Annotated in this window: 11 protein-coding genes and 1 pseudogene; 3 read left to right on the top strand and 9 right to left on the bottom strand. The window is 64.0% G+C overall.

Annotated elements, in window-relative coordinates:
* Positions 1–56 precede the first annotated feature (56 nt).
* Complete coding sequence (gene ppk1, locus AC07VU_RS05700; protein WP_009046131.1) at positions 57–2,276, bottom strand: polyphosphate kinase 1; 2,220 nt, start codon at positions 2,274–2,276, stop codon at positions 57–59.
* 18 nt (positions 2,277–2,294) lie between these two features.
* Positions 2,295–3,308, bottom strand: coding sequence for a porphobilinogen synthase (gene hemB / locus AC07VU_RS05695; RefSeq protein ID WP_274304978.1), 1,014 nt, complete (start codon positions 3,306–3,308; stop codon positions 2,295–2,297).
* 207 nt (positions 3,309–3,515) lie between these two features.
* Between hemB and AC07VU_RS05690 the strand changes: the two genes are divergently transcribed.
* Positions 3,516–4,148, top strand: coding sequence for a DedA family protein (locus AC07VU_RS05690; protein ID WP_007926712.1), 633 nt, complete (start codon positions 3,516–3,518; stop codon positions 4,146–4,148).
* Here AC07VU_RS05690 and AC07VU_RS05685 read toward each other — a convergent pair.
* Positions 4,129–4,629 (bottom strand): annotated as a pseudogene (locus AC07VU_RS05685) (sterol desaturase family protein); the annotation flags it as partial. The gene AC07VU_RS05690 and the pseudogene AC07VU_RS05685 overlap by 20 nt on opposite strands.
* Before the next feature lie 198 nt (positions 4,630–4,827).
* Here AC07VU_RS05685 and elbB point away from each other — a divergent pair.
* A complete protein-coding gene (gene elbB, locus AC07VU_RS05680) occupies positions 4,828–5,496 on the top strand; it encodes an isoprenoid biosynthesis glyoxalase ElbB (protein WP_007926709.1) in 669 nt (222 codons plus the stop codon).
* A gap of 42 nt (positions 5,497–5,538) precedes the next feature.
* On the opposite strand, the gene AC07VU_RS05675 is transcribed toward elbB, so the two are convergent.
* The 5 genes from AC07VU_RS05675 to AC07VU_RS05655 all read right to left on the bottom strand — a co-directional run bounded on the left by AC07VU_RS05675 (position 5,539) and on the right by AC07VU_RS05655 (position 11,606).
* Positions 5,539–5,994, bottom strand: coding sequence for a YaiI/YqxD family protein (locus AC07VU_RS05675; protein WP_495029602.1), 456 nt, complete (start codon positions 5,992–5,994; stop codon positions 5,539–5,541).
* Positions 5,995–6,098: 104 nt separating this feature from the next.
* A complete protein-coding gene (locus AC07VU_RS05670; protein ID WP_495029601.1) occupies positions 6,099–7,997 on the bottom strand; it encodes an FTR1 family protein in 1,899 nt (632 codons plus the stop codon).
* 261 nt (positions 7,998–8,258) lie between these two features.
* Positions 8,259–8,891 (bottom strand): LysE family transporter, encoded by a 633-nt coding sequence (locus tag AC07VU_RS05665; RefSeq protein ID WP_457275199.1) that lies wholly within the window; start codon positions 8,889–8,891, stop codon positions 8,259–8,261.
* Positions 8,892–9,114: 223 nt separating this feature from the next.
* The gene (locus tag AC07VU_RS05660; protein ID WP_007926705.1) at positions 9,115–9,696 is read right to left on the bottom strand and encodes a mechanosensitive ion channel family protein; all 582 of its coding nucleotides are present in this window, start codon (positions 9,694–9,696) and stop codon (positions 9,115–9,117) included.
* Positions 9,696–11,606: an ATP-binding cassette domain-containing protein gene (locus AC07VU_RS05655; protein WP_053263068.1), complete on the bottom strand. Its 1,911-nt coding sequence runs from the start codon at positions 11,604–11,606 to the stop codon at positions 9,696–9,698. Before AC07VU_RS05655 ends, AC07VU_RS05660 begins: the two co-directional genes overlap by 1 nt.
* A 50-nt stretch (positions 11,607–11,656) precedes the next feature.
* Here AC07VU_RS05655 and AC07VU_RS05650 point away from each other — a divergent pair, with 50 nt between their 5' ends.
* Positions 11,657–12,121 carry a TIGR02444 family protein gene (locus AC07VU_RS05650; RefSeq protein ID WP_009046139.1) on the top strand — a complete coding sequence of 155 codons (465 nt, stop codon included), beginning with the start codon at positions 11,657–11,659 and terminating at the stop codon, positions 12,119–12,121.
* Here the strand turns inward: AC07VU_RS05650 and AC07VU_RS05645 are convergent.
* Positions 12,118–13,305, bottom strand: a complete 1,188-nt coding sequence (locus AC07VU_RS05645; RefSeq protein WP_495029600.1) for an AlgP family protein — start codon at positions 13,303–13,305, stop codon at positions 12,118–12,120. The genes AC07VU_RS05650 and AC07VU_RS05645 overlap by 4 nt on opposite strands.
* Positions 13,306–13,362: the final 57 nt, after the last annotated feature.

Genomic DNA, 13,362 nt, shown 5'->3' with positions numbered 1-13,362 from the left:
TAAAGGGCACCATCGCCGGCAAGCCGGCTTTTTCATGGGCTGAATAAGCCCCGGGCTCAGCGCACCGCCAGCACCGGGTTGCTCAGGCGCTCCAGCAATGTGGCCTGGGCGCTGCGCGGGTTCTGGTTGCCGGTCGGGGTGTTGCGGATGTAGCGACCGTCCGACTGCAGGCTCCAGCTGTGGGTGTTATCGGTGAGATAACTTTCCAGCTCCTTCTTGACCCGCAGGATCAGCTTCTTGCCCTCGACCGGGAAGCAAGTCTCGACGCGCTTGTCGAGGTTGCGCTCCATCCAGTCGGCGCTGGACAGGAACATCTGCTCCTCGCCGCCATTGAGGAAGTAGAACACCCGGGTGTGCTCCAGGAAGCGGCCGATGATCGAGCGCACATGGATGTTGTGCGACACCCCGGCGATCCCCGGACGCAGGCAGCACATGCCACGCACCACCAGGTCGATGCGCACGCCCGACTGGCTGGCCTTGTACAGCGCGCGGATGATCTTCGGATCGGTCAGCGAGTTGAACTTGGCGATGATGTGCGCCGGCTTGCCGTCCAGGGCGAACTGGGTCTCCCGGGCAATCATGTCGAGCATGCCCTTCTTCAGGGTGAAGGGCGCGTGCAGCAACTTCTTCATGCGCAGGGTCTTGCCCATGCCGATCAACTGGCTGAAGAGCTTGCCGACGTCCTCGCACAAGGCGTCGTCGGAAGTCAGCAGGCTGTAGTCGGTATACAGGCGGGCGTTGCCGGCGTGGTAATTGCCGGTGCCCAGATGGGCGTAGCGTACGATCTCGCCGGCTTCGCGCCGCAGGATCAACATCATCTTGGCGTGGGTCTTGAAGCCGACCACGCCGTAGATCACCACCGCGCCGGCCGCTTGCAGGCGGCTGGCCAGTTGCAGGTTGGACTCTTCGTCGAAGCGCGCGCGCAGCTCGATCACCGCGGTGACTTCCTTGCCGTTACGCGCCGCATCCACCAGCGCATCGACGATTTCCGAGTTGGCGCCGGAGCGGTACAGGGTTTGGCGCACCGCCAGTACGTGCGGGTCCTTGGCCGCCTGACGCAGCAGGTCGACCACCGGGGTGAAGGACTCGAACGGGTGCAGCAGCAGGATGTCCTGCTTGCTGATCACGCTGAAGATGTTCTCGCTGTTCTGCAACAGCTTGGGAATCTGCGGGGTGAACGGCGTGTATTGCAGCTCCGGGTGGCTGTCCAGGCCGGTGATGCTGAACAGGCGCGTCAGGTTCACCGGACCGTTGACCTGGTACAGCTCGGTCTCGCTCAGGTTGAACTGCTTGAGCAGGTAGTCGGACAGGTGTTTCGGGCAGGTGTCGGCCACTTCCAGACGCACCGCATCGCCGTAACGACGGGAGAACAGCTCGCCGCGCAGGGCGCGGGCCAGGTCTTCGACGTCCTCGGTGTCCACCGCCAGGTCGGCGTTGCGGGTCAGGCGGAACTGATAGCAGCCCTTTACCTTCATGCCCTGGAACAGGTCATCGGCGTGGGCGTGGATCATCGACGAGAGGAACACATAGTTGTCGCCAGGGCCGCCGACTTCTTCCGGCACCTTGATGATCCGCGGCAGCAGGCGCGGCGCCGGGATGATCGCCAGGCCGGAATCGCGACCAAAGGCGTCGATCCCTTCGAGTTCGACGATGAAGTTCAGGCTCTTGTTCACCAGCAGCGGGAACGGGTGCGTCGGGTCGAGGCCGATCGGGGTGATGATCGGCGCGATCTCGTCGCGGAAGTAACGACGAACCCAGGTCTTGAGCTTGGTGGTCCAGTAACGGCGACGGATGAAGCGGACCTGATGTTTCTCCAGCTCCGGCAACAGGATGTCGTTGAGGATCGCGTACTGGCGGTCGACGTGACCGTGCACCAGGTCGCTGATGCGCGCCAGGGCCTGATGCGGCTGCAGGCCATCGGCACCGGCCTGCTCACGGGCGAAGGTGATCTGCTTCTTCAGGCCGGCGACGCGGATCTCGAAGAACTCGTCCAGGTTGCTGGAGAAGATCAGCAGGAACTTCAGGCGCTCCAGCAACGGATAGGACTCATCCAGCGCCTGTTCCAGCACGCGGATGTTGAACTGCAGTTGCGACAGCTCGCGATGGATATACAGGCTGCTGTCATCCAGGCTCGGGATGACCAGGGTCGGCATCGCCACATGCGGTGCGTCCGCTTGCACCGGCGGGGCTTCCAGCTCCGGTGGTGTTTCAACGACCTGCTCGACCACGGGTTGAGCTTCTTTTACGGCAACTTCAGTGAGTCCTTCGGTATTCATCGCGTGTTCCTGGGAGGGCTATTTTTGCTCTCGTAACAATTGAGCAGCACGAACGGCAAAGTAAGTCAGGATGCCATCGGCACCCGCGCGTTTAAAGGCAGTCAAGGATTCGAGAATAACCCCTTCGCTCAACCAGCCATTCTGGATCGCCGCCATGTGCATGGCGTATTCGCCGCTGACCTGATAGACAAAGGTTGGCACCTTGAATTCATCCTTGACCCGCCAAAGGATGTCCAGGTACGGCATGCCCGGCTTGACCATGACCATGTCCGCGCCTTCGGCGAGGTCGGCGGCCACTTCATGCAGGGCTTCGTGGCTGTTGGCCGGGTCCATCTGGTAGGAGGCCTTGTTGGCCTTGCCCAGGTTCAGCGCCGAGCCGACCGCGTCGCGGAACGGGCCGTAATAGGCGCTGGCGTACTTGGCCGAATAGGCCATGATCCGCACGTTGACATGCCCGGCCAGCTCCAGGGCTTCGCGGATCGCCTGGATGCGGCCGTCCATCATGTCCGAAGGCGCGACCACCTGGGCGCCGGCTTCGGCATGGGACAGGGCTTGCTTGACCAGTGCATCGACGGTGATGTCGTTCTGCACATAGCCTTCTTCGTCGAGGATGCCGTCCTGACCGTGGGTGGTGAACGGGTCGAGCGCCACGTCGGTGATCACCCCCAGTTCAGGGAAACGCTCACGCAGCGCGCGGGTGGCGCGCTGGGCAATGCCTTCCGGGTTCCAGGCTTCGGCGGCGTCCAGCGACTTGAGATCCGCCGGGGTCACCGGGAACAACGCCAGCGCGGGAATCCCCAGCTCGACCCACTTCGCCGCTTCCTCCAGCAACAGGTCAATGGTCAGGCGTTCGACGCCCGGCATCGAGGCCACCGCTTCCCGACGATTCTCACCGTCGAGCACGAATACCGGCAGGATCAGGTCATCGGTGGTCAGGACGTTTTCACGCACCAGGCGACGAGAAAAATCATCACGGCGATTGCGACGCAGGCGAGTGGCGGGAAACAAACGGTTGGCTGGGGTAAAGCTCACGACAGACTCCTGAGCCCGCACAGGCGGGCGAGCGTGACAGTTATAAGCGCCCATTATGACGAACGGATGACAGTTGTGCTTAACCCTGTGACCGGTAGTCGCAGCTATTGTCCAGCCAGCATTTGTTCACGTCGAGACACATTTGGATACTTTCCTCCATGGGCCCGAAGGGTTAGGCTGCGCGTTCATTTCGCCAGCATCCAGACAATGCTCCAACAATTTCTTCAGGAATTCGGCTACTTCGCCCTCTTTCTCGGCACATTCTTCGAAGGCGAGACCATCCTGGTCCTGGCCGGCTTCCTCGCGTTTCGCGGATACATGGACATCAACCTGGTGGTGGTCGTGGCGTTCTTCGGCAGCTATGCCGGCGACCAGCTGTGGTACTTCCTGGGACGCAAGCACGGGCGCAAGCTACTGGCGCGCAAACCGCGCTGGCAATTGATGGGCGATCGGGCGCTAGAGCATATCCGCAAGCATCCGGACATCTGGGTGCTGAGCTTCCGCTTCGTCTACGGCCTGCGCACCGTGATGCCGGTGGCCATCGGCCTGTCGGGATATCCGCCGGGACGTTATCTGTTGCTCAACGGCATCGGTGCGGCGATCTGGGCCGCCGCCCTGGCCGCCGCGGCCTATCACTTCGGCGCCGTGCTCGAAGGCATGCTGGGCAGCATCAAGAAGTACGAACTGTGGGTACTCGGCGCCTTGCTGGTCCTGGGTTTTGCCCTGTGGCTGCGCCGCCGCTTCAAGAATGCGCGACTGGCCAAGGCGATCTACGAAGCCGAACAGGTCAAGCAGAACGAGCAGAGCGATTGCTGCAAGTCTAAGACGCCAGTCGAGTAAGACGACCCCGGCAGCAGTAAAACGCAATGCCACTGAGCAGGCTGTAACTGATCAGGCCGACCCAGCCCAAGGCGCTGGCCGGCCACAGCCCGACCAGAGGCGCCAGCCACACCAGCGGCAGGTCCGACGCCAGCCGCAGCAGCTCCCTCTTCAGCGCCCACGGGCGATTCTCCAGCACCACCCCAATACGAACAGACCAAAGGCCACGGCGCTCCAGCCCAGCACCAGGGCCGCGACCGGCAGGCTGTCGCCCAGGTTCATCAGGTAGCTGCCAAGAGCCGCGTACACCGCGCATCGTCAGCAACCGGGCATAGAACTGCAGATTGGCCCACACCGGGTTCCAGCTGGCCAGGGGCGTGGTGACGCCGAAGACCACCGGCTCGTTGTCGTCCTCCTCCTGAAAGGTGCCGAACAGCCGGTCCCAAATAATGAACACGCCGCCGTAGTTGCGATCCATGTAGAGAGCGTCCGCGACCCGATAGTTGTTCCCCCCGCCAGCGGTCGGCCAGCAGCTCGAGGACTATCAGCACGAAGAAGAACGGCACCGCATACAGAATGAAATTCATCACACGACCTGATCGCAATCCTGATCGAAGATTAGGTCGGGCGACGGGATAACCCTATGGCAACGGGCAACAAATTAGTGGACATTTAACGCCATGAATCTGGAGAAAAAACCATGAGCAAAAAAGTTGCAGTGATCCTTTCCGGCTGTGGCGTCTATGACGGTGCCGAGATCCATGAAAGCGTCATCACCCTGCTGCGCCTGGACCAGCGTGGCGCCCAGGTGCAGTGCTTCGCCCCGAACATCGCCCAGCTGCATGTGATCAACCACCTGACCGGCGAAGAGATGCCCGAGTCGCGCAATGTCCTGGTGGAATCGGCGCGCATCGCCCGCGGCCAGGTCAAAGACATCCGCGAGGCCAACGCCGAAGACTTCGACGCGCTGATCGTGCCTGGCGGTTTTGGCGCGGCGAAAAACCTTTCCAACTTCGCCGTGGAAGGGGCCGGCTGCACGGTCCAGCCGGATGTCCTGGCGCTGACCGAAGCCTTCGCCGAAGCCGGCAAGCCGGTGGGCCTGATCTGCATCTCGCCGGCATTGGCGGCGAAGATCTATGGCCCGGGCGTCACCTGCACCATCGGCAACGACGCCGACACCGCGGCCGCCGTCAGCAAGATGGGCGCGACCCATGCAGAGTGCACCGTCGGCGACATCATCGAGGACAAGGCGCGCAAGCTGGTCAGCACCCCGGCCTACATGCTCGCGCAGTCCATCAGCGAAGCCGCGGCCGGCATCAATAAGCTGGTGGATCGGGTGCTGGAACTGACCCACGAAAACGACGAGTAACCCAAAAGCCGTGGCGAGCGGCAAGCGCCCTCGCGGGAATTGTCAGGCCTGACGCGCCAGCCGCGTCAGGATCCGGTCCAGGGCATTGGCGAAGGCCTGCTTCTCGCGATCCCCATAAGCGCCTTGCCCGCCACCGACCTGCCCCTGCTCGCGCAGATCGGTAAACAGGTTACGCACCGCCAGCCGCTCGCCCATGTTCTGCGCATCGAACTCCTTGCCCCGCGGGTCGAGAGCGGCGACGCCCTTCTTCACCAGCCGGTCGGCCAGGGGCACATCGCTGCAGATCACCAGTTCGCCCGGCACCGCGTGTTCCACCACATAATCGTCAGCCGCATCCGGGCCGCTGGGCACCACGATCAGCTTGACGCAGGCAAAGGCCGGCTTGATCTGTGGCTGCCCCGCCACCAGCACCAGCTCGAACTGGCGCTTGAGGGCAAACCTCACCACCTGATCCTTCGCCGCCTTGGGGCAGGCGTCGGCATCGATCCACACACGCATTGCGTGACTCCTCCTGAAAAGCATCGCGGGCAAGCCTCGCGCCTACGGTTCTCGATGAACCGTAGGAACAAGGCTTGCCCGCGATAATGAGCGAAGCGGATGCCTCAGGAAACCTGGGTCCGCCGTTTCTCGGCGATGCGGCTGCGACTGTAGAGCACGATGATCGCCACGATCGCCACCGCCTGGGCCGTCAGCGAGTAGGCATCGGCGTGAATGCCCAGCCAGTCGAAGTCGAAGAACGCCACCGGCCGCGTACCGAAGATTCCAGCCTCCTGCAGCGCCTTGACGCCATGCCCGGCAAACACCACCGACAAGGCGCACAGCAACGCCGCGTTGATGCCGAAGAACAGCGTCAGCGGCAGCTTGGCCGAACCGCGCAGGATCACCCAGGCCAGGCCGACCAGCAGCACCAGCGCCGTGGCGCCGCCGGCCAGCACTGCGTTATGGCCCGCCGGGCCGGCCTGCAGCCACAGAGTTTCGTAGAACAGGATCACTTCGAACAGCTCGCGATAGACCGAGAAGAACGCCAGCACCGCAAAACCAAAACGGCCGCCACCGCCCACCAGGCTGCTCTTGATGTAGTCCTGCCAGGCCGCGGCGTGCCGGCGGTCGTGCATCCACACGCCGAGCCACAGCACCATGACACTGGCGAACAAGGCCGTGGCGCCTTCCAGCAACTCGCGCTGGGAGCCGCTGACATCGATCACATACGCCGCCAGCGCCCAGGTCGCCAGGCCGGCCAGCAACGCCAGCCCCCAGCCGACGTTGACGCTGCGTACCGCCGATTGCTGGCCGGTATTGCGCAGGAAGGCCAGGATCGCCGCCAGCACCAGGATCGCTTCCAGGCCTTCGCGCAGCAGGATCAGCAGGCCGGAAATGTAGCTCAGGGACCAGCTCAGGCCGTCGCTGCCCAGCAGGCCCGCCGACTCTTTCAGCTTGGCCTTGGCGGCAGCCAGGCGCTGCTCGGCCTGCTCTGCCGGCAAGCCGTCCTGCAGCGCCTGACGGTAGGCCATCAGGGCTTTCTCGGTGTCCTTGCGCACATTGGCATCGACGTTGTCGAGGGAGCTTTCCACCAGCTCGAAGCCTTCCAGGTACGCCGCCACTGACAGGTCGTAGGCCTGTTCGCGGTCACCGGCGCGGTAGGCGGCCAGGCTCTTGTCCAGGGTCGAGGCGGTGTAGTCGAGCAGTTGCGCCGGGCCACGCTTGACCTGTGGCGGCTGGGCGCGCTGGGCACGGAAGGTGGCCGCGGCCTGCGGGCCTTCGGCGGCCTGCACTTCGCTTGGGGTCTGGCGGGCCAGGTCGGCGAGGTTGTAGCTCTTGTCGCCCTTCGCCGCGGCCGGGTCGGCAGTGAAGCCGGCGATATAGGTCGCCAAGTCCCAGCGCTGGCGGTCATCCAGCTGATCGGCGAACGACGGCATGTCGGTGCCTTCGACGCCCAGGCCGAGGGTGTTGTAGATCGCGTAGAGGCTCAGGTGATCCGTGCGCGCCGCATCCCGCAGGTTGGCCGGTGGCGGCGTCAGGCCGACCCCAGCCGGGCCATCGCCGGCACCGGTGTCGCCGTGACACACCGAGCAATGCTGGGCATACAAAGGCGCGCCACGGCTCGGATCCGGGGTGATGATCGGCGCCTGGCTGACCTCATAGGCCACCGCCAGCTTGGCGCCCAGCTGCCGCGCCTGGCGGGCGACGAGGGCGCCGTCCGCTTTGGCCTTGACCGCATCGTTCAGGCTGGCGATGCCCTGCTCCAGCTCGGCCTTCTCCGGCTTGGCCGGCAAATCGGCGACCAGCCCCTGCAACACACCGAGAAACTCGACCTGTTCACGGTACTCGGAGTCGTCAATGACCTTGCCCGCCTCGACCGTCGGAGGGTAGTCCGCGCCAATGTAGTCGAGCAGGTGCAGCGCCTTGGGCGCGCCTTCTACGGTGTCCGCCAGCAGGTTGGCGCTGCACAGGGCCAATACCGGCAGCACGAGCCACGCCAGGAAACGGGAGGGGGCAGTCATGAACGAATCTCAAATGGAAATACGAAGTAACACATTGTTCACTTCCAATGAGTTTCACTCAAGCGTTGTCACACGCGATACCCAGGCGCAGTCGTACCTCGTACAGGGCCAAAGCCTTGAATCGCCTGGGGTCCGGGGTTTCCTGAACAAAGATGAAATAAATCCGGGCGTGGCCGGGACTAGCCCATGCTCTCGGATCCCCTGAGGCGCACGCACAAAAAAGGCGCCCTCGATGGGCGCCTTTTTTATGTGACCAGCCTCTTAGACCGGCGCTTTGCGAATGGTCGCCAGCAACCCGGCGGCGCCGAGGAACAGACCGGCGAAGGTGCGGTTCATGCGCCGTTGCTGGGTAGGCGTGCGCAGCAGGCGCAGGACCTTGGAGGCCAGGCCGGTGTAGCCGGCCATGACGATCAGGTCGACGGCAATCATGGTCGCACCGAGAATCAGGTATTGCTTCACCAGCGGTGCGTGGGGATCGATGAACTGCGGCAGGACCGCCAGCATGAACACCAGAGCCTTGGGGTTGCTGATGTTGACCAGGAACCCACGGAACACCAGCGCCAGCGGTTTGCCGATCGGTCGGATCGCGGAGTCGTCGCTCAGGTCGCTGGGCAGCGCGCGCCACTGTTTGACCGCGAGGTAGACCAGGTAAGCCACGCCGAACCATTTGATCGCGTAAAAGGCGGTCGAGGATGCCGCGAGAATCGCCCCCACGCCGGCGGCGACAATCGCAATCTGCATGGCCAGGCCCAGTTGCAGGCCCAGGGCGTTCCAGTAACCGCGCCAGAAACCGTATTGCAAACCGCAGGACATCGACGCAATCGCGCCGGCCCCCGGGGAAAGGCTGATCACCCAGCAGGCGGCAAAAAACGCCAGCCATGTCTCAAGAACCATCGCACACCTCGGCTCGAATTCGTCGTAGACGCCTAAGCTAATGCGCCGGCGGGCGGATGACCATAGATTTTTGTCGGACAGACATCGCCGGCCAACTGTAGCCGCTGCCGAAGGCTGCGCTAAGGTCCGCAGGAGCTTCCTGCGATCTCAAGAGCATGTCTGCGTCGCAGCCGATCGCAGCCTCGCGATGCTCGGCAGCGGCTACAGAGACGGCGCAGGAGGACTATTTCTCGCCGGAGCCTATCGACAGCGCATCGCTACCGCGCCAGCGGCGCACCGAACGCTGGAAGAACAGGCTGTTGGGCACTTGCACCATGACGCCGCCGGTGCCGGCTTCCTCGGCCTCGATCAACGAGGTGTACAGCAGGTTGATTGCCACCACCCGGCCCTTGATGCCCGGTTTGTCGAGGGTGTCCACCAGTTCGACCACATCGCCGATGCGGAACGGGCCCACGGTGAAGATCAGGATGGCGCAGAGCAGATTGGACAGCACGCTCCACATGGCGAAGAAGGCCACCGCAGCCACAGCGACAAAACCGGACAGGGCAGTCCAGAGCACCGTCGCCGACACCCCGAGCCGCTCCAGGACAAAGATCAGCGCGCTGCCCATGATCAGCCAGCGCAAGCCGCCGCGCAGTGGCATCAGCAACTGCGGCGGGAACGGATAACGTTCACCCAGGCGGGTCAGGCAGCGCGCGACAAACCGCTGGGTGACGTAGCCAGCCAGCAGGATCAGCAGGATTTGCACGGTGACCCACAGCGGCTCGACCCACGTGATAGGCACAGGCAACTTGAACGCTTCCATCAGGACAAGGCTTCCAGTTCCGCCTGCATGCTTTCCAGCAGTTCCAGGGCTTCCATCCAGGCCTCTTCCAGTTCGCCTTCGCGCACCTTCAGCCTGGCCTGCTCGGCCAGCAGATCACGCAACTCGTCCTTGCGCGCGGCTTCGTAGATACCACTGTCGCCGAGGCTGGCTTCGATTTTCGCCAGCCGCTCGTGGACCTTGCCCAGCTCGGTTTCCAGCTTGTCGGCTTCGCGCTTGTGCGGGGCCAGCTGCTGGCGCAGGGCCGCGGCAGCCTGGCGCTGGGCCTTCTTGTCGGTTTTGTCCGGGTTGACCGTGGTCGTGCTGACCGGCGCGTTGCGCTGGCGGTAATCCACCAGCCAGCGCGCGTAATCGTCCAGGTCGCCGTCGAACTCTTCGACCTTGCCGTCGGCCACCAGGTAGAAGTTGTCGGTGGTGCTTTTCAGCAGGTGACGGTCGTGGGAGACCACCAGCACCGCGCCGCTGAACTCTTGCAGGGCCATGGTCAGGGCCAGGCGCATCTCCAGGTCCAGGTGGTTGGTCGGTTCGTCGAGCAGCAGCAGGTTCGGGCGGTCCCAGGCAATCAGGGCCAGGGCCAGGCGCGCCTTTTCGCCACCGGAGAAATTCAGCACCGGCTCGTCGATACGCGCGCCGCGGAAGTCGAAACCGCCGAGGAAGTCGCGCAGGGTCTGCTCGCGCTCGGTCGGCGCCAGGCGCTGCAAATGCAGCAACGGGCTGGCCTTGGCATCGAGCGAGTCCAGCTGGTGCTGGGCGAAGTAGCCGACCACGGTATTCTCGCCGCGGGTCAGGCGACCGCCCAGCGGCGACAGCTCGCCGGAGAGGTTCTTGATCAGGGTCGACTTGCCCGCACCGTTGGGGCCGAGCAGACCGATGCGCGCACCCGGGGTCAGTTGCAGCTTGACCTTCTCCAGCACGGTCTTCTCGCCGTAACCCAGACGGGCATCGGACAGGTCGAGCAGCGGGCTGGAGATCTTTTCCGACTCGCGGAAAACGAAGTCGAACGGCGAGTCGACGTGGGCGGCGGACAGCTCTTCCATCCGCTCCAGGGCCTTGATCCGGCTCTGGGCCTGGCGGGCCTTGGTGGCCTGGGCCTTGAAGCGCGCAATGTACTTTTCCATATGCGCACGCTGCGCCTGCTGCTTCTCGTAGGCTTGCTGCTGTTGCGCCAGACGTTCGGCACGGGCGCGCTCGAAGGCGCTGTAGCCACCGCGATAAAGGGTGATCTTGCGCTGATCGACATGAGCCACATGGTCGACCACGGCATCGAGGAAATCGCGGTCGTGGGAAATCAGCAGCAAAGTGCCGGGGTAGCCCTTGAGCCAGTCCTCCAGCCAGAGGATCGCATCGAGGTCCAAGTGGTTGGTCGGTTCGTCGAGCAACAGCAGATCCGACGGGCACATCAGCGCCTGCGCCAGGTTCAGGCGCATCCGCCAGCCACCGGAGAAGTCGCCGACCTGGCGGTCCATCTGCTCGTTGCTGAAACCCAGGCCGGCCAGCAGCTTGCGCGCCCGGGCGTCGGCGGTATAACCGTCGGCGCTGTCCAGCTCGGCATGCAGGCGCGCCAGGGCCGCACCGTCATGGGCCGCTTCGGCGGCGGCCAGCTCACGCTGCACCTGGCGCAGGCGCAGGTCGCCATCGAGCACGTAGTCGACCGCCAGCCGCTCGAGGGTATCGACCTCCTGGCGCATATGGGCGATGCGCCAGTCGGCGGGCAGGAAGCAGTCGCCCGAATCCGGGTGCAACTCGCCACGCAGCAAGGCGAACAGGCTGGATTTGCCGGCGCCGTTGGCACCGATCAGGCCGGCTTTCTGGCCGGCGTGCAGGGTCAGCTCGGCGTCTTCTAGCAGACGTTGCGGACCACGCTGTAAAGTCAGGTTCTGAAGTCGAATCATAATGGCGGCGGAGTCTACCAGCTTCGTTCGCAACTGGCGCGAGTAGCACTATGTCCTCTGACCTGTGGAGCTTCACCCTCAAGACCTACGCCCGCCCGGGCGTCGAAGAAGCCTGCCTGAACCTTCAGGCGGCCGGGGCCAATGTCTGCCTTCTACTCTGCGCGGCCTGGCTCGGCGCACGCGGGGTGGCCTGCACTTCGCAGCGCCTGCAACAGCTGCGAACCCTGGGCCAGCCCTGGCACGACGAAGTCGTCAGGCCGCTGCGCCAGCTGCGCACGCAATGGCGCCCGGCCGCGAGCGCGGATCCGGAACTGGCGATCTTGCGCGAACAGGTCAAGGCATTGGAACTGGAGGCCGAGCGGCAACTGCTGCTGCGCCTGGAGGCGCTGGCGGGAGAATGGTCGGAGGGTGAAGCGCAGGATCTGACGGACTGGCTGGAAGGACTGGCGGCCGAAGCCGCCAACCTCAACCGCGACGCGCTGCAGGCGCTGCGCGTCGCGGTGACCGACGCTTAGGAAGCGCTGGTTGGCGTGGTGCTGGCGGGAGCGGCAGTCGGAGCCGGAGCTGGCGCAGCAGTCGCCGCTGGAGCTGGCGAAGAGACCGGTGCCGCAGGCTTGGCTGCCGGAGTTGCCGGGGTGGCTGGTTTGGCGGCCGCTGGAGCGGTGGCCGGTTTGGCAGCAGCAGGCTTGGCGGCGACTGGCTTCTTCGCGGCTGGTTTTGCAGCCGGCTTGGCAGCAGGTTTCACCGCAGGCTTGGCGGCTGGTTTGGCTGCAGCCGGTTTAGCGGCTGCTGGCTTGGCGGCAGTGGAAGCCGCTGGCTTGGCTGCTGCAGGTTTAGCTGCAGGTTTGGCCGCGGGTTTCGCTGCTGCCTTCACCGGAGCTTTGGCCGCAGCCGGTTTGGCGGCCGGCTTCGCAGCCGTTTTTGCCGCTACCGGTTTAGCCGCTGGCTTGGCAGCAGCAGGCTTGGCCGCTGCGGTTTTAGCCGCTGGCTTGGCGGCGGGTTTGGCCGCTGGTTTTGTTGCTGGCTTGGCAGCGGGTTTCGCTGCAGCCGGTTTGGCAGCCGCCGTTTTCGCAACAGGTTTGGCAGCAGGTTTCGCAGGTGCTTTTGCAGCAGCCGGTTTAGCCGCTGGCTTGGCAGCTGCAGGTTTGGCTGCGGCGGTTTTTGCCACTGGCTTGGCGGCAGGTTTGGCAGCCGGTTTGCTGGCAGCTTTTGCCGGTGCTTTAGCGGCAGGTTTGGCCGGTGCTTTTGCCGCCGGCTTGGCTGCGGCTTTCTGTGCTGGAGCGGCGGCCGGTTTGGCGGAGCGAGTGCTCAGCACCTTGGCTGCGGCTTCTTTCACACGACCGACGCCCTGGGCCAGTTTCAGGCTTTCCTGAGCGTCGCGCTTGAGTTGCAGAATGTAGGCGCGGGTTTCGGATTGACGTGCCTTGAGTGCATCGAGCAGGTCTTCAAGTTCTTTCACTGCGTCCTTGGCTTTGGCTTGTGCCTTGGCCTTGCCGGCCGCCGCGGCGTCCTGCAATTTGGTGCGCGATTTGTGCAGTTTTTCCTGTGCCTTACCGCGTTGCTTTTCCAGTTTGGCGAGCAGTTTTTCAGCATCAGCCAAGGCTTGGGAACAAGCGTTTTCCAAATGTTCGAGCAGGCTGCTCGAAAGCTGTTGGAGCAAATGCAACGGAGTATTTACAGGCTTCTTATTGGCCGACATGGTTTACCTCCTGGCTGACGTGAGTTGCGGCTCATACTAGACCTCTGCTGCTACCGC

It is taken from the genome of Pseudomonas sp. GW821-FHT02B10, assembly GCF_059421865.1.
The sequence above is the reverse complement of the archived record's forward strand: the minus strand, read 5'-3'. Positions and strand labels throughout refer to the sequence as shown.